Raw genomic sequence first — 20256 nt, forward strand, 5'->3', positions numbered from 1 at the left:
CGGCCCACTCCCGGGCCCACCCGGCGAGGGAGATGGGGGCTCCGTCCGGGGACCCCGCCGCCGGCCACCCCGACCACGCCTTGGTTCCGGCGTCGTAGGACTCCCCGGAGTTGGGGTAGACGACGAGCGGCGCGCTCGTGCCCTCCCGGAGGGCCCGCAGGGCGCCCGCCACGCGATCCGGTGCCACGCAGTTGACCCCCACGGCGGCCGCGGCGCGGGCCGCGCCGAGCTCGGCCGCGAACTCCCGCAGGGGCGTGCCGTCGGGGAGGCGGACCGTGTCGTCGGGGACGCGGGCCGCGTTGTCGGCAGGGACATCCTTGGCCGGGTCGCCCTCGGTCGGGTCATCACTGCCTGCGGTGCCGGGTGCGGCCAGGGTCGCCGAGAACCAGGCCCTGGCCCGCGGGAACTCCTCGGCCAGGAGGGCGGCCACGGCCCGCGCCTCGTCGGCCCGGGGGAGGGTCTCCACCGCGAGGAGGTCCACGCCGGCCTCGAGCAGCAGCGCGATCCTGCCCCGGTGGAAGTCCCGGTAGCCCGCCTGGTCCAGGGCGTAGGCGCCGGTGTACTCGCTGCCGTCGGCCAGGTGCGCGCCGTAGGGGCCCACCGAGCCCGCCACGAGGGCCCCGGGACGGACGGCGTCGCGCGCCTCGCGGGCCGCCCGCACGGCGCGGCGGACCAGCCCGGACGCGGCGGCGGGGTCGAGGCCCGCGGCGGCCAGGGTGGGGAGGGCGGCCTGGTAGGTGTCGGTGATGACGACGTCGGCCCCGGCGGCCAGGTGCTCCTCGTGGACCCGGCGGACGGCCTCCGGGCGCTCGAGCAGCGCGGCGGCCGTCCACAGGGCGAGTCGGTGCGGACGCCGAGGCGTTCGAGGCCGGTGGACATGCCGGCGTCGAGCACCAGGGGCCCGCGCCGCAGGGCCGCGTCGATGCCGGCGTGCCGGAGGGCGCGGGGCCGCTCGCCGGCGCCCCGCCCGAACGCACCGGCCCCGCCGCTCGTGGTGAGCGGCGGGGCCGGGCGGCTGCCGTCGGGGTCCTGTCCCTGCCGGCCGGTTCCCGTCACGGGATCCCTACTTGACCATGAGGACCGGGCACTCGGCCTCGAGGATCACCCGCTGGGCGCTCGAGCCGAGGAACAGCTTCATGACGGGGGAGCGGCGCCGGGAGGACATGACGATCATCTCCGCGTCGAACTCCTCGGCCAGGCCGAGGACCTGGGAGGCGACGTCGCTGTCCGCCCGCTGGAGCTCGAACTCGACCCCCGACTCGACCAGCTGCCGGGCCAGGTCCTTGGTCTGCGCCATGGCGTTGGTCGAGGGGCCCGCCGTGCTGTCGGTCGCGTAGAGGACGGTCCGCAGGGCGGCGTCCTCGCGCCGGGCGATCCGCACGGCGCGCTCCAGCACCGTCGGGCCGGAGTCCGAGCGGTAGGCCAGGACCACGGTGCGGGCGGCGTCGTCGACGTTCTCGGACGCCGCGACCCGCAGCGACGGGGCGGGGTAGCTCTGACGGGGGGACGAGTAGAAGTCGGTCACGGGAGGTGCTCCTATCCGATGGCGATGACACCCACCAGCACGCCCACGGCCAGCATGACCAGGGAGACCAGCAGTGCTCGCCACAGTACCTTCTTGTGGTGGTCGCCGAGGTCAACCCCGGACAGTGAGACCAGCAACAGGATCGCGGGGACCAGCGGCGACTGCATGTGCACGGGCTGGCCGGTGATCGAGGCGCGGGCCATGTCGGCCGCCGGGATGCCGTAGTGGGCCGCGGTCTCCGTCAGCACCGGGAGGATGCCGAAGTAGAACGCGTCGTTGCTCATGAAGAACGTCATCGGGATGGACAGCAGGCCGGTGATGACCGCCATGTACGGCCCCATCGAGGTGGGGATCACGTCGACCAGCCAGGCCGCCATGTCGTCCACCATGCCGGTGCCGCTCATGACGCCGGTCAGCACGCCGGCCGCCATGACCATCGCGACCACGGAGATGATGGCCGAGGAGTGCGAGGCCAGCTCCTCCTGCTGCTCCTTCAGGTTGGGGAAGTTCACCATCAGGGCGATCACCATGGCGATCATGAACAGGTAGGGCAGGGGCAGCAGGTCCAGGACCAGCATGACCATCACGACGACGGTCAGGGCCAGGTTGAACCAGAACAGCTTGGGCCGCAGTGTGGACCGGTTGGGGTCCAGGGCGGTGTCGGTCAGGGCCGCGCCGTGGCTCGACTCCGACTGCTCCTGCGCGACGGACATCGCGCGGGTCGCGGGGCCGGCCGCGGGGGAGACGCCGTCGCCGCTGCCCGGGGTCTCGACGCCGGAGCGGGCGGCCGCGCCGACCAGCTCGGAGCCGTCGGTCTCGGGACCCTTCTTCATGGCCCAGGAGACGCCGTTCTTGGCCAGGCGGCGGCGCTCGCCCACGCCCAGGAAGTAGGCGAAGACGAAGCAGACGAGCAGGCCCGCGATGAGGGCGGGGACCATGGGGGCGAAGATCTCGTTGGCGTCGATCTGCAGGGCCGAGGAGGCGCGCGCCGTCGGGCCGCCCCACGGGACGATGTTCAGCGTGCCGTTGATCAGGCCGGCCACGCAGGTCAGCACGATCGGGGACATCTGCAGGCGCTGGTAGATCGGCAGCATGGCCGCGGTGACCACGATGAACGTGGTCGAGCCGTCGCCGTCCAGGGAGACGGCGCCGGTCAGCAGGGCGGTGCCCATGACGACCTTGACGGGGTCGTTGCCGGCGACCTTCAGGATGAGCTCGACGAGCTTGTCGAAGAGCCCGACGTCGATCATGATCCCGAAGTAGATGATCGCGAAGAGCAGGAGCGCGGCCGTCGAGGACATCGAGGCGATGGCGTCCATCACCATGTCGCCGATCCCCAGGCCGGCGCCGGCGAAGAGGCCGAAGATGGTCGGGACGATGATCAGCGCCAGGATCGGCGAGAGCCGCTTGGTCATGATCAGCGTCATGAAGACGATGATCATGGCGAACCCTAGGATGACGAGCACGAGCTCCTCCTTCAAAGGTAGTGTGATGCTCGATACACACTAGGGTGGCCCACGTCGCGGCGCGCGCTTGTGCGCACTGAACGCTTTCTGCCCGTTCTGCGCCTTTTGTGCATTCTGCTCACGCGCCGTAGCCTGGGGTCATGCCCCGCCCCGCCCGCTCCTTCTCCCGCCGCGTGCTGCTGAGCCAGCTCGCGGTGGTCGTGGTGCTGCTGGCGCTGGTCACGGGGGTCTTCGCCTGGCTGGGGGCGCGGGCGGTGACGGACGTCAGCGAGACCGAGGCCCTCACCGCGGCCCGGACCCTGGCCTCGACGCCGAGCGTCCGGGAGGGCTCCACGCGCGCCTCGCAGGAGCACGCCGCGACGCCCGACTCCGCCATCACCGGGCCGCTCCAGGAGCTCACGGAGGACCTCCGCGAGCGGGCCGGCCTGCAGTTCGCCGTCATCACCGACGACCGCGGGATCCGGCTGACCCACCCCAACCCCGAGGAGATCGGCCGGATGGTCTCCTCCTCCCCCGAGGAGGCGCTCGCGGGGCGCGAGGCGGTCACCCACGGCCGCGGCACGCTCGGCGAGACGGTGCGCGCCAAGGTGCCCGTCTACTCCAGCACCGGCGAGGGCACGGTGGTCGGCGAGGTCTCGGTGGGCATCCACGCCTCGGTGCTCGACGCCGACCTCCGCCGGGAGTTCCTGGCCCTCGGCTCGGTCGCGGTGCTCGCGCTCGCGGTGGGGGTGCTCGCCTCGCTCGCGCTGGGGCGGCGGCTGCGCCGCGAGACCCTCGGCGTCGGCCCCGAGGAGCTCGCCGAGATGGCCCGGGACCAGGGCGCGGTGCTGCGCGGGCTCGACGACGGCGTCCTCGGCTTCTCCTCCCGCGGCGAGCTGACCCTGAGCAACGCCCGCGCCGACGAGCTGCTCGGCGCCCGCCCCGAGGCCACCGGCGAGGTGCCCGCCCCGCTGCGCCGCATGATGGCCGAGGCGCCGGACCGGGGCGCGCTGCGGCGGCGCGTGAACGTCGAGGACCGGATCCTGCTGGCCACCGCGGTCAGGGTGAGCCGGGGTGGGGTCTCGGTGGGCGGCGTCGTGACCCTGCGCGACGAGACGCAGATGCTCACGATGTCCCGGCAGCTGGAGTCGGTGACCACCATGGCGCAGGCGCTGCGGGCCCAGCGCCACGAGTTCGCGAACCGGCTGCACACGGTCCTGGGGCTGGTGGACACCGGGGCGACCGAGGAGGCTCGCGGGTATCTGGCCACCATCCTGCGGACGGGGCCGATCGCGGCGCCGGTCGAGGGGATCGAGCTGGTCTCGGACCCGTACCTGCGTGCGCTGCTGGAGGCCAAGGGGACGACGGCGGCCGAGGCCGGGGTGGCGCTGGCCGTCACCCCCGACTCGCTGGTCCTGGGGCGGGTGCGGGACCCGGAGGACGTCACGCTGATCCTGGGCAACCTCATCGACAACGCGGTGCGCGCGGTGGTGCGCGGGCGTGCGGGGGAGGGGGCCGACGCTGCTCGTGCGGCCGGCGGGCCCCCCGGGCGCGAGGCCGGCGGGCCGGCCGTCTCCGGCCGCGACGACGTCCCGGACCCGCCCGCCGACGCCGTCGAGGTCCAGCTGCTGAGCTCCGGCAGCGAGCTGCACGCCGTGGTGACCGACACCGGCGGCGGGGTGGCGCCCGGGGACGCGGAGCGGATCTTCGAGGAGGGGATCAGCGGCGCGGTGGCGGACGATTCGGCGGACCCGGACCCGTCCTCGATCTCGGCCGGCCGCGGGGCCGCCGGCCCGGTGCACGGCCTCGGGATCGGCCTGGCGCTGTGCCGGCGGGTCGCCCAGCGCCACGGCGGCCGGGTCTGGCTGCTGGACGGCCGCGACCCCGTGCTGGGCGGCGCGAGCTTCGGGGTGCGCCTGCCCGAGGTGCTGGAGGGCCCCGGCGCGGGCCACGAGGGCGGGTCTTCCGCCCCCGATGACGATGCGGACGAGGAGGAATGATGGTCAACGTCCTGGTGCTCGACGACGACTTCTACGTGGGGCAGCTGCACTGCCAGTACGTCAACGAGGTGCCCGGTTTCCGCGCCCTGGAGCCCGTGCGGGACCTGCGCGCGGCCCGCAGGGCGCTCGCCGAGGAGGAGGTGGGGCTGCTGCTGGCCGACTACGTGCTCCCGGACGGCAACGGCGTCGAGCTCCTCCGCGAGACCGAGGTCGACGCCGCGGTGCTCTCCGCCGTGGCGGACCCGCAGGTGGTGCGCTCGGCCCTGCGGGCGGGCGCGCTGACCTACGTCCTCAAGCCCTTCGAGGCCGGGCACCTGCAGGGGTTCCTGCGCCGCTACGCCCGCTACCGCCGCTACTGGGAGCGGGAGAAGGTGGGCCAGGGCGACGTCGACCGGCTGATGCGCAGCCTCCACGACGTCGCCTCGCCCGGGGCGGGGCCCGCCCGCGGCGCCGGCTCCTCGACCACCGAGCGCATCGTCGCGACGCTGGAGGGCGCCGCGGACCCGATGACCGCCCTGGAGATCGCGGAGGCGGTGGGCACCTCGCGGGCGACGGCGCAGCGCCACCTGGCCAAGCTGGCCGAGTCCCGCGCCGTCACGGTCTCGCTGCAGTACGGGAGCACGGGGCGGCCGGAGCACCTGTACGGGACGGGGTGATCCGACGGATGCCCACGTCCGACGACGACCTGTGAGGGAACCCATGCGCTCCAGCGCATATGTGGCGTAGACTACGTGGCCCCGGCGCCCGACGCCGCGCGCCGGTCGACAAGGAGGTCACCATGTCCAGCAATCGCGCCGTCGCCTACCAGGGGCCCGGCAAGGTCGAGGTCGTCGAGATCGACTACCCCACGTTCGAGCTGAAGGACGGCCCGGGCGTCAACCCCGCCAACGTGGGGCGCCAGCTGCCCCACGCGGCGATCCTGAAGGTCGTCACCACCAACATCTGCGGCTCCGACCAGCACATGGTCCGGGGCCGCACCACCGCCCCCGAGGGCTTGATCCTGGGCCACGAGATCACCGGCGAGGTGGTCGAGACCGGCCCCGGCGTCGAGTTCATCCGGGAGGGCGACCTCGTCTCGGTCCCCTTCAACATCTCCTGCGGCCGCTGCGCCAACTGCAAGAAGCAGCGCACGGAGATCTGCCTCAACGTCAACCCGGACCGCCCGGGCAGCGCCTATGGCTACGTCGACATGGGCGGCTGGGTCGGCGGCCAGGCCGAGTACGCGCTCGTGCCCTACGCCGACTGGAACCTGCTGAAGTTCCCCGACAAGGACCAGGCCCTGGAGAAGATCCTCGACCTGACGATGCTTTCCGACATCTTCCCCACCGGCTTCCACGGCGCCGTGACCGCGGGCGTCAAGCCGGGATCCTCGGTCTACATCGCCGGGGCGGGGCCGGTGGGCACCGCCGCGGCGGTCGGCTCCCAGCTGCTGGGGGCCGCCGTCGTCATCGTCGCGGACATGAACGCCGACCGCCTCGCCAACGCCCGGAAGTTCGGGTGCGAGACGATCGACGTCTCCGAGGAGGACCCGCGCGAGGGCATCGCGAGGATCCTGGGCCGCGAGGAGGTCGACGCCGGCGTCGACGCCGTCGGCTTCGAGGCCAAGGGCCACGGGCGCGACGCGGGGGAGGCCCCCGCGACCGTGCTCAACACCCTGATGAACGTCACCGAGGCGGGCGGGGCGCTCGGCATCCCGGGCCTGTACGTCACGGGCGACCCGGGCGGCGTCGACGAGGCGGCCCAGGAGGGCTCGCTCTCGCTGCGGCTCGGGCTCGGCTGGGCCAAGGCCCTGTCCTTCACGACCGGTCAGTGCCCGGTGATGAAGTACAACCGGCAGCTCATGGAGGCGATCCTGCACGAGAAGGTGCACATCGCCGACGCCGTGAGCGCGACCCCGATCTCGCTCGACGACGCGCCCCGCGGCTACGCGGAGTTCGACGCCGGCGTGGCCGAGAAGTTCGTGATCGACCCGCACAACACCACCGGGAAGGTGAAGTGAGCGCCAACCGTCCCCTCGGCGCATAGAGGCCCCCGGGGGCGCATCTCCCGGTCTCGAGGGGGTGGCCCGCACCGCATTCCCCGGTGAATCGCGGCGCGGACCGCCCCCTCGCCTCGTCGCGGGGCGCGGACCGCGCGTCCTCCGGCTACCGGCGCTCGGGCCGCCGCCTCGCCGATTCCCGGGCCGTGGACTGCCCCTCCGCTGCGCGCGCCGGATCAGTTAGGGTACCCTTAGCTGTTCCCGCGAGTCATGGAGGTCGTCATCGTCAAGCAGCCGAGGGGCGAGCCGCTGCGGCGGAGGGTCCTGCGTCGTCAGCGGCGCCGCACGCTGGGCTCCGCCCTCTGCCTGATGGGCCACCAGTCCTGCGAGGCGCTCGTGCCCGTGGCCATCGGCGTCGCCATCGACGTGGCCGTCGCGAGCGGCGAGCCGCCCCTGCTCCTGCTGTGCCTCGCGGGGCTGGCCGCGCTCTTCGCGGCGCTGACGACGTGCTACCGCTGGTTCGCCCGGCTGGGTCAGGGCGCGGTGATCGAGGAGAGCCACGCGCTGCGCACCGAGATCGCCGCGAGGGCCCTCACCCCGGGCGCGGCCCGCCGCCGGCACGGGGAGCTGCTGACCATCGCCTCCTCCGACGCCGACCAGGCCGCCCGCAGCGTCATCTGGGTCGCGGGGCTCTGCGGGACCGGGGCCGCGCTGGTCGTCAGCTGCGGGGTGCTGCTCACGATCGACCTGCGCCTCGGCGCGGTGCTGATCGGCACCGCGGTCCTCGTCACCGTGGCCCTGAACGCGATCTCGCCCCTGCTCTCCCGTCGGGCGCACGAGCAGCAGCGCACGCTGGCGGGCGCCTCGGCCCTGGCCACTGACCTCGTCGCCGGCCTGCGCGTCGTGCACGGACTGGGCGCCCAGGCGGCCGCGGTCGAGCGGTACCGGCGGGCCAGCCGCGCCGCCGAGGAGGCCGGGATCCGGGCGGGCACCGCGAACTCGCTGCAGCGCGGCGCCACCGTGCTCGGCGCGTCGGTCGTCCTGACCGTCTCCGTGGGGTTCGCGGGGTACCTGGCGCTCGAGGGCGCGATCAGCGTCGGTGCCTTCATCGCCGCGGTGGGCGTCGCGCAGTTCATCTCCGAGCCCCTGACCGGCGTCGGCACCTACCTGCAGGTCGGCGCGGCGTCGAAGGCCAGCGCCGGCCGGGTCCGGGCGGTGCTCGACGACGACGCCCCCGGTGCGTCCCCGGCGTCGGGCATGCCCTCGGCGCCCGGTGGGTCCCCGGCTCCCGGCGCCCCGGATGCGGCGCCCCTCGCCCGCGATGCCGCCCCCGAGCTGGCCATCCGGGTCCGGGAGGGCGAGTTCCTGGGCGTCGTCGCCGACCACGGGCAGGCGGACCGCATCGTCGCCGCCCTCCGGACGCCGCGGCGGACCCGCCGCACGTCGAGCCGCACCGCCCCGACCTGTTCGCCGGCTCGATCGCCGAGAACCTCGCGCTGGGCCGCCGCACGGGCGACCCGATGCCGGCCGTCGACGCCGCCGGTGCCCGCGACGTCGTGGACGCCCAGCCCGCGGGACTGGACGAGCACGTGCGGGACCGCGGGCTCAGCCTCTCCGGCGGGCAGCGGCAGCGGCTCGCGGTGGCCCGGGCGCTGCACGCCGACCCCGAGACGCTGGTGCTCGTGGACCCGACGACGGCGGTCGACCCGATCACCGAGCGGAAGGTCGCCGAGGGCATCCGGCGGCTGCGTCACGACGACGCCCCGGAGCCCCGCGCGACCGTCGTGATCACCGGCAGCCCGGTGCTGCTCCAGGGCACGGACCGGGTGGTCTTCGACCGGGGCGACGCGCCCCCGGTCACCGGAACTCACCACGAGCTGCTGGCCGGCGACGACGACTACCGCAGGAAGGTGCTCGGATGACGGAGACCGGAACCCCCGAGCCCGGAACCCCCGGGGCCGGAACCCCCGAGCCGGGAACCCGGCGGGCGCGCCTACCCCTCGCGACGGGCCGGCAGGTCCTCCGCGCGCTCCGCCGCGCCGTGGGCGCGCAGCGGCTGCTGGCGGCGGCGACGCTCCTGCTCGCCGCCGCGGCCGCGCTGGCCGGGCTCGTCGCCCCGTGGGCGATCGGGCTGCTGGTCGACGAGGTCGTCGGCGGCGGGGAGCCCGGCGGGGTCGTGGCCCTGATCGCCTGGGTGGCCGGGGCCGGCGTGCTCGGGGCCGCGCTCACCGCGGTCAGCGCGGCGGCGGTCGCCCGGATCGGCCAGCGGGTCCTCGCCCGGATGCGGGAGGACGTGCTGGGCGCGGCCCTCCGGCTGCCGCCGGGCCGGCTGGAGGAGACCGGCCGCGGGGACCTGCTCGCCCGGGTGGGCGACGACGTCGGCGTGGTCAGCCAGGTGGTCGCGAGCCTCCTGGCCCCCTGGGTCGGGGCGGCGCTCGCGGTGACGCTGACCGTCGCGGGGCTCTTCGCGCTCAACCCCCTCCTGGCGCTGGCGGGCCTGACCGCGATCCCGGTCTACGTCCTGGCGCTGCGCTGGTACCTGCCGCGCGCGGCCCCGCGCTACGGCGCCGAGCGCGCGGCGTTCGGCGACCGGTCCGAGGCGCTCGTGGCCTCGCTGTCCGGGCTGCCCACGGTCCACGCCTACGGGGCGGAGCGGGAGCACGCCGCGGAGATCGCGGCGTCGTCCCACCGGGCGCGGACGATCTCGCGGGACGTGCTGTGGTTCGCCACGGGGTGGGGCAAGTGGATGAACATCGCGGAGCTCGTGGGGCTGGGCGCGATCATCGCCGCGGGCTTCGGCCTGGTGCGGGCCGACGCCGTCACGGTCGGGGCCGTCACCGCCGCCGCCCTGTACTTCCACCGCCTGTTCAACCCGCTGGGCCTGATCGTCTTCAGCTTCGACGAGATGCAGTCGGCGGGGGCGAGCCTGCAGCGGATGGTGGGGGTCGTCATCGCCGGCGCGGGCCCGGGTGCTGGCGCGGGCTCGGGCGCGGACGACGCCCCCGGCGCACGCCCCCCGTCGCCCGCCGGCTCGGGCGCCGGCTCGGGCGCCGACGCGGGCGCCGGCACCGGCCACAGCCTCCCCGGCCTCCCCGCGGCCGACCGCCCCGCCGCGGCCGATCGCCTCCCGGCGGACGCCCGCCCCGCCGGGGCCGTCTCCGTCCGCGGCGTCGGCCACCGCTACGGAGAGCACCGGGTGCTCCGGGAGGTGTCGCTCGAGATCGCCCCGGGCGAGCAGGTGGCCCTGGTCGGCGCGAGCGGGGCGGGAAGTCCACGCTCGCCCTGATCCTCGCCGGCCTGACGGATCCGGCCGAGGGCGGTCCGCGTCGACGGCGTCCCGCCGGCGGGCCTCGCCGCGGCCGGCCGGCGTCCGGTGGTGCTGGTCTCGCAGGAGTCCCACGTCTTCAGCGGCCCCCTCGCCGAGGACCTGCGCCTGGCCCGCGCGGACGCCACCGACGAGGAGGTCCACGGGGCGCTGCGCCTGGTCGGGGCGGACGGCTGGGCGCGCGCCCTGCCCGAGGGCATCCACACGGCGGTCGGCGACGTCGGGCACGCCCTCACGGCCGAGCAGGGCGCGCAGGTGGCGCTGGCCCGCGCGGCCCTCGCCGACCCCGCGGTGCTGGTGCTCGACGAGGCCACCGCGGAGTCCGGCAGCCGCGGCGCCGCCCGCCTGGAGGAGGCCGCGGCCGCGGTGCTCGCGGGCCGCACCGGGCTGGTCGTGGCCCACCGCATGAACCAGGCGAGCCGGGCCGACCGCGTGCTGGTCGTGGCGGAGGGCCGGATCGTGGAGGAGGGCCCGCACGCGGACCTGCTGGCCGCCGGGGGCCTCTACGCCCGGCTGTGGGAGGCGTACGACGACGGGCGCTAGGCCCCGGCCGTCCCGGCCCCGCGCTGCGACTGGACGTTGCGGTGGATCCTCCACGCGACGCTCTCCCGGACCCCGTACAGGGTCATGACCGAGAACGCCCGGTGGTAGGAGCGGGCCCGGAACCAGCACAGCAGGGCCATGATCCCGGAGATGACGGCGCCGCCCTCGAGGAGGCGGGTCACCGGCGTCGACCCGGAGGCGAGCGTCGCGAGCGCCAAGGCGAGGGCCAGGACCATCATGCCCACCGCGGCGATCCCGACCCGCCGGTCCTCGTCCCGGGCGCGCCGGACCCCCTCGAGGAGGTTGGCCTGCTCCCGGTCGCTGGACTCGCGGAACGTGTCGATCGCCCCGGGGGATCCCGACCGGATCGACCCGATCCGCTCCTCGATGACGCGTCGCTCGTCGTCGGACAGGTGCGGGTCGATGCCGTAGGGATTCTTCAACGCTGGTCCTCTCGGTGCTTCGGGCGTCCGGTCGTCGCGCACGGACGACCCCCCGACACGGCCGATCATACTCAGCCCCCTCCGCCGGGGGAACAGCCTTTCGCGGCCGGCCCGCATCGGGGCGGGGCGGCCGCCCATCGGCCGCCGGCGCGGCACCAGGTGTGAAGATCTGGTAAACCGCGTGTCGAAATGGACTCGCTCGCGTAACACGCTCCCGGTATGTTGACGCTCATGACTATGACCCCCAACACGGATGCCCCCGTGCCCTCCCGCGCCTACCTGGACATCATGGCCGCGGAGGGCCGCCGCCTCCTCGAGACCGCCGCCTACGTCCCCGCCGAGCGCGAGGGCGCCCCGGAGGAGCTGCACGCCCGCCTCGAGCGCGCCGTCGAGGAGGGCCGCGACGGACTGGTGGACATCCTCCACGACCTGCATCGCCACCCCGAGGAGGCCTTCCGCGAGGTGCACGCCGCGGACCGGCTGACCGGGCACCTGGAGGAGCACGACGTCGTGCCCCAGCGCCCCGCCTTCGGCCTCGAGACCGCGATCCGCGCCAGCGTCGAGTCCCCCGGCTTCGACCCCGCGCGCCACCGCACCGTCGCGATCCTCTCCGAGTACGACGCGCTGCCGGGCATCGGCCACGGCTGCGGCCACAACGTCATCGCGGTGACCGGGCTCGGGGCGTTCACCGCGCTCGCCGGGCTGGTCCGCGAGGGGGCGGGGGGCGTCGAGGGCCGCGTGGTCTACTACGGCACCCCCGCCGAGGAGGGCGAGGCCGGCAAGGAGCTCATGGCGCGCGCCGGCGCCTTCGAGGAGGCCGACGCGGCGATCATGCTGCACCCCTACTTCGCCGACGTCGCGGACCAGGCCTGGCTCGGCCGGCGGGTCATGCGGGCGGTGTTCAGCGGCGTCGCCGCCCACGCCTCCTCGCACCCGTTCATGGGCCGCAACGCGCTCGACGCCGCCTCGCTCGCCTACCAGGGCATCGGCCTGCTGCGGCAGCAGACCCCGCCCACCGACCGGCTCCACGCGATCATCACCGAGGGCGGGGAGCGGCCCTCGATCATCACCGAGTCGGCGACGCTGAAGATGTACGTCCGCTCCCGCGACCCGGAGACGCTCAAGGTTCTGTCCGGGCGCGTCGAGGAGGTCATGCGCGGGGCGGCGCTGATGGCCGGCGTCGGCGTCGAGGTGCACTGGGACGAGTCGCCGGCGACCCTGCCGGTGCGCACCAACGGCCCGCTCACCGACCGCTGGGTCCTCGCCCAGCGGCGGCGCGGCCGGGACCCGCTGCCGCGCGGGACCGTCTCGGAGACGCTCGCCGCCTCCACCGACTTCGGCAACCTCAGCTTCCGGCTGCCGGGGATCCACCCGCTGATCGGGATCGCGGGGGAGGACACCGCGCTGCACACCCGCGAGTTCGCGGCCGCGGCGGGCTCCCCGGCGGCGGAGTCGGCGGCCGTGGACGGCGCCTACGGCCTCGCCGCGGCCGCCCTGGACTTCCTGCACGACGACGCCCTGGCCGCGGCCGTGACCGAGGAGTTCGAGGAGCGGGGCGGCGCCGTCGACGTCGAGCACTACTTCGACTGACCGGGGTCCTGCCGACACCGGCCCCGCCCGCTGAGGCCGGCCCCGCCCGGCGACCACCACCGCACCGCGCACCACCGCTCCGCCTAGCACCGCACCCTGAGGAGGCCGTCATGGCCGGCACCACCGCACCACCCCGCCGAGGCCTCGGCGACCGCGTCCTGACGCGCATCGAGATCCTCGGCAACAAGCTCCCCGAGCCGTTCACGCTGTTCCTGATCCTGTTCCTGGTCGTCGCGGTCCTCTCGACCGTCATGGCCCTGCTCGGCGTCAAGATCACCGTGCCCGGCACCGACGAGCCGATCGCGATCAAGGGCCTGTTCACCGGCGAGGGCATCGCCTGGTTCACCACCACGCTCGGCGAGAACTACATCGGGTTCCCGCCGCTGGTCACCGTCGTGCCGATCCTGCTGGCCATCGGCATCGCCGAAAAGTCGGGCTTCCTCTCGGCGGCGATCCGCTACACGATCGGCCGGGCGCCGCGCTGGCTGCTGCCCTACGTCGTCGGGTTCGTCGGCGTCGTCGGCTCGATCATGGCGGACTCGGCGTTCATCGTGATCCCGCCGCTGGCCGCGCTGGCCTTCAAGGCCGCCGGGCGGCACCCGGTCGCGGGCCTGGTCGGCGGCTTCGCGGCGGCGGGCGCCGGGTACTCCACCAACATCTTCCCGACCTCGCTCGACGCCCTGTTCGCGGGCATCACCAACGCGGTGATCCCCAGCGTCCCGCTGCTGGCCGAGAGCGCCGCGGTGGTCACCCCGATCTCCAACTACTACTTCAACGTGGTGGCAGCGCTGGTCCTGTCGGTGATCGCTGGGTTCGTGATCGACCGGATCATCGAGCCGCGCATCACCCGGCAGGGCGTGCCCCGCGAGGAGGTGGGGGCTGACGCCGCCCCGGCCGCCACCGGCGGCGCCGACGTCGATTCCTCCGTCCCCGCCGGCGAGGACCCGGCCCCGAACACCCGGGCGACCCGGGAGATCGGCTCCGAGCAGACGACGGCGGAGGCCGCCGAGCCCGCGGCGGAGGCCGAGCTGTCCTCCCGCGAGCTGCGGGCGCTGTCCTGGGGAGCGCTCGCGTTCCTGCTGGTCGGCGTCGCCATCGTGGTCTTCGCGCTGGTGCCGGGCTCGCCGTGGCGCAACGAGGACGGCGGCTTCCTGCCCACCTCGCCCCTGCTGAGCTCGATCGTCTTCATTATCTTCACGTTCTTTTCCGTGAGCGGCTACGTCTACGGCCGGGTCGCGGGGACGGTGCGCGGGCTGAAGGACGTGCCGGGGCTGATGGGCTCGGCGCTCAAGGACATGATCTCGTTCCTGGTGCTGGCGTTCATCCTGGGGCAGTTCATCGCGCTGTTCAACTGGTCGGGGATCGGCTCGTGGACCGCGGTCACCGGCGCCGAGGCCCTGGAGAACGCGGGCATCACGGGCTTCCCCGTGATCGTCATGTTCATCGTCCTGTGCAGCCTGCTGAACCTCCTGATCATCTCCGGCTCCTCGATGTGGACGCTCATGGCCGCCGTCTTCGTGCCGATGCTCGGGATCCTCGGGTACGAGCCGGCGTTCGTGCAGGCGGCCTTCCGCGTCGGCGACTCCGCGACCCAGGTCATGACGCCGCTGAACCCGTACATGGTCGTGATGCTCGCGATGCTGCGGAAGTACGAGCCCGGGGCCGGCCTGGGGACGCTCATGGCCCGCATGGTCCCGTTCGTGGTGCCCTTCTGGCTCAGCTGGGTGCTCATCCTGGCGGTCTTCTACCTGCTGGGCCTGCCGCTGGGGCCCGGTGCGGGGATCATGATCCAGGAGTGACCCGCCGACGACGCCGGGGCGGTGCGCGCTCCCGGGCCGCGCCGGCGTCGTCCGCTTCCGCTGGCGGCGGACAATATGACATGCCCTGGAACCCCGCCGCGGCCCCTGTGTAAGTTGGTGAGCGGATCTATTAGCTGGATCACTGAAAGGATCGTTATGGCCGACCAGTATGTACTCCCGGATCTTCCGTACGACTACGCCGCCCTTGAGCCGCACATCTCCGCGCGCATCATGGAGCTGCACCACGACAAGCACCACGCCACCTACGTCAAGGGCGCCAACACCGCGCTGGACAAGCTGGAGGAGGCACGGGCCAACGGCGACTTCACCTACGTGAGCCAGCTGTCCAAGGACCTGGCCTTCAACCTCGGTGGCCACACCAACCACTCGATCTTCTGGAACAACCTCTCCCCGGACGGCGGCGACAAGCCCACCGGCGAGCTGGCCTCCGCGATCGACGACTTCTTCGGCTCGTTCGACCGCTTCCGCGATCAGTTCACCGCCACCGCGACCACCATCCAGGGCTCCGGCTGGGCCATCCTGGCGTGGGACACGGTCGGGCAGCGCCTGAACCTCGTGCAGCTCTACGATCAGCAGGGCAACATCCCCGTCGCCCAGATCCCCGTGCTGCAGCTGGACATGTGGGAGCACGCGTTCTACCTCGACTACCAGAACGTCAAGCCCGACTACGTCAAGGCCTTCTGGAACATCGTGAACTGGGACGACGTCGCCTCCCGCTTCGAGCGTGCGCGCTCGCAGTCCAAGGGCCTGGTCATCCCCGGCCAGTAGGGACGACGCCGAGCGGGCGGCACGGTCCGCCCGCTCCCGCCGGACGAGCCCCGGTCCTCTCTTCGCGAGAGGACCGGGGCTCGTCCGCGTCCGGGGGCACCTCGAAGCCCGGGCCGCTCCCGGCGCCGGGGCCGTTCCGGGGCCGCTCCCGGCGCCGGGCCCGTCTTCCCGTTCCGGGGTGCTCCGAGGCCCGGCCCGCCCGTTCGGGGAGCCGGGCCCCGCCTCAGGACAGCGCCGAGAAGAGCCCCATGACCCCCAGCAGCGTGATCGCGCCCCAGGCCATCGAGGCCACCACGTTCCACAGGATCACGGTCCGCGCCCGCAGTCCGGAGGCCGTCAGGATGAACGAGGTCAGGGAGATGGCGAGGACCGTCGGGGCCAGCAGGCTCGCCACGGGCACGCCCCAGCGGTCCACCCGCGCCATCACGCGCTCCTGGCGCGCACTGCGCTCCCTGCCCGCGGTCCGCCGGCCCCGGATCCAGCCGGCCAGGCCCACCGCGGCGACGACGGCCAGCACGTTGCCCAGCACCGCCGCGACGTACGCCGCCGACCAGTGCATCCCGAACCCGAACCCCACCGGCGCGGCGACGTAGGACTCGAGGAACGGGACGACGCCGATGCCGAGGACGCCGAGGAACTGGACCACGGGATGGAGCTGGGCGAGGAACTCGAAGGTCTGCGAGATTGCGTCGTTCATAAGGCACGACAGTAGGGGACGGGTGGTTCGTGCTCCCGCGGGCCTGCCGTGCGGCGACGCAGATGACGCCTCCGTGACGCTTCGCGGGGCGGCGGGGCCGGCCCGCCGTCCTCCACCGCCGCGAGGCCTGCCGCGGGGCTTGCCACCGGCCGGCCCGCCGTCGGCCCCGCCCGCTCCCGCCGTCGGCAAGACCCGCCCGGGTCAGATGCAGATCTCGGGCCCCAGCTCCTCGCTCCGGCCGTCCACCGCGACGCTGGCGATCCCGCAGACCCGCGCCTCGACGTCGGGCTCCATGAGCATGGGCGTGTAGAGGGACTGGACGTTCTCGGTCCGGCGCCGCTGGGCCCGGTCCCCCTCGGGGTCGCTCTCCGGGTAGACCCGCATCTCCACGTAGTTGCCGTTGGCGGCCTCGTCGTACCGGGTGACCCGCCCCCAGGCCGCCATGCAGGAGTTCGAGTAGAGCATCTGGACCTGGACCTTGCCGTCGAGCCGCTGCTCGCTCGCCGCGATGACCGAGTCCTCCCGGCAGCGGGTGGTCATCGGGTCCACCCCGTTGGCGGCGTCGGCGTACTGCTCCTCCGAGGGGGAGGGGGCGACGTCGGCGGCCGCCGCGCCCCCGGGCCACCCGTCCTCGATCACCCGCTGCGCCGCGAGCGTGCCCGCCACCGCCAGCACCGCGGTCAGCCCGAGGCCCAGGGCCATGGTCCCCAGCGTGACCCGCCGGGAGAGGACCCGCCCGAGGCCGCCCGGGCGCTCGGAGGCGTCCTCCCTGTCCGGGTCCGCGCCGCCGGATGCCGCGCGCAGGGCCTCCGCGCGGCGCCGCAGCCACGTCTCGGGGTCGACATCGAAGTGCTTGGCCAGGCGGTACAGGGTGTTCTCCGAGGGCAGCTGCCGGCCGTTGAAGGTCTCGGAGAGCACGGTGCGCGAGATGCCGGTCGCGGAGGAGAGGGTGTGCAGCGTGGGGTTCCCGGCGTCGAGGCGCAGCTGGCGCAGGTCGGCCGCGAGGGCCGCGAGGTCCGGGTCGTCGGTCTCGGGTATCTGGATCCACGCTCCCCTGGGTCGGACGGAGGGCGCCCGAGGGCGCCGGGTGATCTCAGGGTACTCGAGGGGGATACGACGTGTTCGGTTCCTTCGGATCGGGCGTCCAGGGGCGGCGCGCGGCCCGGGGGCGTGCTTTCCTGGGGCCATGAGGGGCGGGCCTGACCGCGCCGTCGTCCCGGTCCGGCCCTCAGGCCGCCCCCAGCGGCCCCTGGTCCGCGAAGGCGAGCGCGTGGTCGTACCGGAAGAGGCGGGGCGGCCGGTGCCGGGTGCCCTCGACCCGCTTGCCGGTGTCGATGATCGACTTCGACGCCGCGATCTGCCGGCGGAAGTTCGCCGGGTCCAGCGGCCGACCCAGGATCGCCTCGTAGACCTCGCGCAGCTGGGCCAGGGTGAACTCCTCGCCCAGGAAGGAGTGCGCGATCCGCGAGTACTCGACCTTGTTCCGCAGCCGGTGCAGCGCGTACTCCACGATCTCGTTGTGGTCGAAGGCCAGGCGCGGCAGGTCGTCGGCCGGCATCCACTGGATGTTCTCGTGGACGCGCGTCCGGTCGATCTCGGTGTTCGGGATCGAGGCCCAGTAGACCACCGAGACCACGCGCTCGGTGGGCTGCACGACGCCGTCCGCCCACTCGGTCCGCCCCGTGCCCTCGGCGCCGGCGGGCGCGCGGTGCACGGCCCCGAAGGCGTAGAGCTGCTCGAGGTACCCCGGGACCAGGCCGGTGGCCCGCTCCAGGGTGGAGCCCGCCGCCTGCTCGAGGGAGAGGTGGGCGGGCAGGGGTCCGCCGGGCAGCGCGAACATGCCCCTGAAGGGGTCGCGCAGCCGGCGGACCAGGGGGAGCCACAGCGTCCTATGCTCGTCTTCGCCGCCCCGCAGGGCCATGATGACGGTCGAGACCGCGAGCTGGACGGCGGCCGACTCGGAGTCGTGGGGCGCCAGGGCGTCGTCGGGCTCGCGCGCGGGACCGGCCGGGCCGGTGCGCGGGGGCTCCTCCGGCGGCGCGCCCGTGGGGCCGGACCGGGCGGCGTCGGGCCCCGTCCCCGTCCCGGACGGATCCAGGTTCGGTGAGGTCACGGGGCTACTTCTGGAGCTCGCCCATGGTGTCCCAGCCCTCGCCCTCGACCTGGCGCGAGATGATGCGCGGGGTCTCCGCGAGGAGCGGGCGCATGGTCTCCAGGCCCTTGGCGAAGTGGTCGGAGTTCACGTGGGCCTCGCCGGCGTCGTCGTCGAAGGCCTCCAGCAGCACGTACTCGTTCGGGTCCTCCAGGCTGCGGGACCAGTCGAACCACTTGTTGCCGGGCTCGGCGCGGGTGGCCGCGGTGAACTCGCGGACGTGCTCGGGCCACGACTCGGCGTGCTCCGGCTTCACCTTGAACTTGACGATGATCGAGATCATGGGGGTCCTCTCTACGGTCACGCGGGTCCGCGGCGCCGGGCGCCGCCTTCCCTCCCATGGTGGCACATCACCCCGTCCGGGCGCGGGTGAGAGGATGGGGCCATGAGCGAACCCCTCGTGAGATTCCTGCCCACCTCCCGCGACGTGATCAGCGCCGAGACGACCCTGAGCGGGACCTCGGCCGCCGAGGTCTACGAGCTGGTCTCCCAGCCGCGGCGCCACCACGAGCTCGACGGCGCCGGGACCGTCCGCCACCAGGTCCGCGGCCCCGAGCGCCCGGGGGAGGGCGAGGCCACCACGCAGTTCATGCGCCTCTACGGCATCCCGTACACCATCACCGCGCACGTGGTCCGCGCCGAGCGGGACCGCGCCTTCGCCTGGCGCATGCCCACCGGGCACACGTGGGCGTGGGAGATGGAGCCCGCGGGGGACGACGTCGTCGTGCGCGAGACCTTCGACGCCTCCGGCGCGCGCGCCCTCGGCCTGCCGCTGGCCCGGGCCTTCCGCCTGGGCGGGGCCTTCCGCCGGAACCGGGAGGGCATCGCCCGCTCCCTGGCCGCCCTGCACCGCACGTTCGCCCGCCCGTAGCCGGGAGCGCCCGCCGCGCCGCCGCCCGCCCCCGCATGCCGAGGCCGCCGGGCGCGGCCGGCGCCGACCCGCAGACCCGGGGGGCCCCCCGCCGCACCCGGCACCCCGAAGACGCCCACCGAACCACGCCCCGACGAGGAGACACCGTGAAGATCCTGCTCCCCACCTCCATCGCCCTGGACGACTCCCGGCTCCCCCTGGGGCCCGACGACGTCGCCGCCCGCTACGACCCGACCGCGCCGCTGCCCGAGGAGCACGTCGCCGCCGAGGTCCTGGTGGCCTGGGGCAACACCGACGCGCAGCTCGCCGACGCCGCCGCGCGCATGGGCTCGGTGCGGCTCGTCCAGTCGCTGGCCGCGGGGCCCGACCAGATCGCCCGAGCCGGCTTCCGCGACGAGGCCGCGGTGTGCTCCGGCGTCGGGCTGCACGACCGCACGGTCACCGAGCACGCGCTGGCCCTGGTCCTGGCCCTGGTGCGCTCGCTGCCGCGGCTCGGGGAGTACCAGCGGGAGCGGCGCTGGGCCGCGGAGCTGACCGGCCCGCAGGAGCTGCACCCGGCCGACCGGCTGACCACGCTGCTCGGGGCGCGGGTCACGATCTGGGGCTTCGGCTCGATCGGGGCCACGCTCGCCCCGCTGCTCACGGGGCTCGGCGCGCACGTCAGCGGCATCGCCCGCTCGACCGGGGAGCGCCACGGCTACCCGGTGGTCGCGACCGAGGAGAAGGACGAGCTGCTGGCCCGCACCGACGTCCTGATCATGGTCCTGCCCTCGGGGGAGGGCACCGACGGGGCGCTCGACGCCGCGGTGCTGCGGACCCTGCCCTCCACGGCCTACGTGGTCAACGTGGGCCGCGGGACCACCGTGGACGAGGCGGCGCTGATCTCCGCCCTGCAGGACGGGGTCATCGGCGGCGCCGCGCTGGACGTCACCGCGCGGGAGCCGCTGCCCGCCGGGGACCCGCTGTGGGACGCCCCGAACCTGCTGCTGACCCCGCACACCGCGGGCAACCGGCCCGTGGGCGCCGAGGAGCTGATCGGGCACAACGTCGAGGCGCTGCGCGGCGGGGGCGAGCTCCGCAACGCGATGTGAGCGGCGGC

General features: G+C 74.4%; 20 protein-coding genes. 12 read left to right on the forward strand and 8 right to left on the reverse strand.

Features of this window, described 5'->3' with window-relative positions; all coding sequences use genetic code 11:
* The 3 genes from NBM05_RS11315 to NBM05_RS11325 all read right to left on the reverse strand — a co-directional run.
* Positions 1–835: homocysteine S-methyltransferase family protein (locus NBM05_RS11315; protein WP_309248156.1), on the reverse strand; the 835-nt coding region annotated here is incomplete at its 3' end.
* A gap of 228 nt (positions 836–1063) precedes the next feature.
* Positions 1064–1525 carry a universal stress protein gene (locus NBM05_RS11320; RefSeq protein ID WP_254167411.1) on the reverse strand — a complete coding sequence of 154 codons (462 nt, stop codon included), beginning with the start codon at positions 1523–1525 and terminating at the stop codon, positions 1064–1066.
* Positions 1526–1536: 11 nt separating this feature from the next.
* On the reverse strand, positions 1537–2991 hold the full coding sequence (locus NBM05_RS11325; RefSeq protein ID WP_254167412.1) for a CitMHS family transporter: 1455 nt from the start codon (positions 2989–2991) through the stop codon (positions 1537–1539).
* 140 nt (positions 2992–3131) lie between these two features.
* On the opposite strand from NBM05_RS11325, the gene NBM05_RS11330 reads away from it, so the two are divergent.
* The 7 genes from NBM05_RS11330 (at position 3132) to NBM05_RS11360 (ending at position 10816) form a co-directional block, all read left to right on the forward strand.
* The gene (locus tag NBM05_RS11330; RefSeq protein ID WP_254167415.1) at positions 3132–4970 is read left to right on the forward strand and encodes a sensor histidine kinase; all 1839 of its coding nucleotides are present in this window, start codon (positions 3132–3134) and stop codon (positions 4968–4970) included.
* Positions 4967–5626, forward strand: a complete 660-nt coding sequence (locus tag NBM05_RS11335; protein WP_309248155.1) for a response regulator — start codon at positions 4967–4969, stop codon at positions 5624–5626. The genes NBM05_RS11330 and NBM05_RS11335 overlap by 4 nt, the downstream gene beginning before the upstream one ends.
* Positions 5627–5748: 122 nt before the next feature.
* Positions 5749–6969: a formaldehyde dehydrogenase, glutathione-independent gene (gene fdhA / locus NBM05_RS11340; protein ID WP_254167417.1), complete on the forward strand. Its 1221-nt coding sequence runs from the start codon at positions 5749–5751 to the stop codon at positions 6967–6969.
* Positions 6970–7218: 249 nt separating this feature from the next.
* Positions 7219–8736, forward strand: a complete 1518-nt coding sequence (locus NBM05_RS11345; RefSeq protein ID WP_254167419.1) for an ABC transporter transmembrane domain-containing protein — start codon at positions 7219–7221, stop codon at positions 8734–8736.
* Positions 8733–8870, forward strand: coding sequence for a hypothetical protein (locus NBM05_RS11350; protein WP_254167421.1), 138 nt, complete (start codon positions 8733–8735; stop codon positions 8868–8870). Before NBM05_RS11345 ends, NBM05_RS11350 begins: the two co-directional genes overlap by 4 nt.
* Complete coding sequence (locus NBM05_RS11355; protein WP_254167423.1) at positions 8867–10234, forward strand: ABC transporter transmembrane domain-containing protein; 1368 nt, start codon at positions 8867–8869, stop codon at positions 10232–10234. Before NBM05_RS11350 ends, NBM05_RS11355 begins: the two co-directional genes overlap by 4 nt.
* A gap of 90 nt (positions 10235–10324) precedes the next feature.
* Positions 10325–10816, forward strand: coding sequence for an ABC transporter ATP-binding protein (locus NBM05_RS11360; RefSeq protein WP_254167425.1), 492 nt, complete (start codon positions 10325–10327; stop codon positions 10814–10816).
* Here the strand turns inward: NBM05_RS11360 and NBM05_RS11365 are convergent.
* Positions 10813–11259 (reverse strand): hypothetical protein, encoded by a 447-nt coding sequence (locus NBM05_RS11365; RefSeq protein WP_254167427.1) that lies wholly within the window; start codon positions 11257–11259, stop codon positions 10813–10815. The two genes, NBM05_RS11360 and NBM05_RS11365, sit on opposite strands and share 4 nt — an antisense overlap.
* A gap of 237 nt (positions 11260–11496) precedes the next feature.
* Between NBM05_RS11365 and NBM05_RS11370 the strand changes: the two genes are divergently transcribed.
* The 3 genes from NBM05_RS11370 to NBM05_RS11380 all read left to right on the forward strand — a co-directional run bounded on the left by NBM05_RS11370 (position 11497) and on the right by NBM05_RS11380 (position 15437).
* Positions 11497–12849 (forward strand): amidohydrolase, encoded by a 1353-nt coding sequence (locus NBM05_RS11370; protein WP_254167429.1) that lies wholly within the window; start codon positions 11497–11499, stop codon positions 12847–12849.
* A gap of 110 nt (positions 12850–12959) precedes the next feature.
* Positions 12960–14648, forward strand: coding sequence for an AbgT family transporter (locus NBM05_RS11375; protein ID WP_254167430.1), 1689 nt, complete (start codon positions 12960–12962; stop codon positions 14646–14648).
* Positions 14649–14804: 156 nt separating this feature from the next.
* Positions 14805–15437 carry a superoxide dismutase gene (locus NBM05_RS11380; RefSeq protein ID WP_254167432.1) on the forward strand — a complete coding sequence of 211 codons (633 nt, stop codon included), beginning with the start codon at positions 14805–14807 and terminating at the stop codon, positions 15435–15437.
* Positions 15438–15660: 223 nt separating this feature from the next.
* Here NBM05_RS11380 and NBM05_RS11385 read toward each other — a convergent pair whose 3' ends face one another.
* The 4 genes from NBM05_RS11385 to NBM05_RS11400 all read right to left on the reverse strand — a co-directional run bounded on the left by NBM05_RS11385 (position 15661) and on the right by NBM05_RS11400 (position 18569).
* Positions 15661–16134, reverse strand: a complete 474-nt coding sequence (locus NBM05_RS11385; protein WP_254167434.1) for a hypothetical protein — start codon at positions 16132–16134, stop codon at positions 15661–15663.
* A gap of 201 nt (positions 16135–16335) precedes the next feature.
* Positions 16336–17322, reverse strand: a complete 987-nt coding sequence (locus tag NBM05_RS11390) for a DUF2690 domain-containing protein (RefSeq protein ID WP_254167436.1) — start codon at positions 17320–17322, stop codon at positions 16336–16338.
* A gap of 40 nt (positions 17323–17362) precedes the next feature.
* Positions 17363–18055 carry an NUDIX hydrolase gene (locus tag NBM05_RS11395; RefSeq protein WP_254167499.1) on the reverse strand — a complete coding sequence of 231 codons (693 nt, stop codon included), beginning with the start codon at positions 18053–18055 and terminating at the stop codon, positions 17363–17365.
* 196 nt (positions 18056–18251) lie between these two features.
* Positions 18252–18569 carry a putative quinol monooxygenase gene (locus NBM05_RS11400; RefSeq protein WP_254167438.1) on the reverse strand — a complete coding sequence of 106 codons (318 nt, stop codon included), beginning with the start codon at positions 18567–18569 and terminating at the stop codon, positions 18252–18254.
* Between the two features lie 102 nt (positions 18570–18671).
* On the opposite strand from NBM05_RS11400, the gene NBM05_RS11405 reads away from it, so the two are divergent.
* Together NBM05_RS11405 and NBM05_RS11410 are read left to right on the forward strand one after the other, a co-directional pair.
* The gene (locus tag NBM05_RS11405; RefSeq protein ID WP_254167441.1) at positions 18672–19157 is read left to right on the forward strand and encodes an SRPBCC family protein; all 486 of its coding nucleotides are present in this window, start codon (positions 18672–18674) and stop codon (positions 19155–19157) included.
* A 146-nt stretch (positions 19158–19303) separates the two neighbouring features.
* Positions 19304–20248 (forward strand): phosphoglycerate dehydrogenase, encoded by a 945-nt coding sequence (locus tag NBM05_RS11410; RefSeq protein WP_254167442.1) that lies wholly within the window; start codon positions 19304–19306, stop codon positions 20246–20248.
* Positions 20249–20256 lie beyond the last annotated feature (8 nt).

This window comes from Rothia santali (assembly GCF_024199905.1).
Classification (GTDB): domain Bacteria; phylum Actinomycetota; class Actinomycetes; order Actinomycetales; family Micrococcaceae; genus Rothia; species Rothia santali.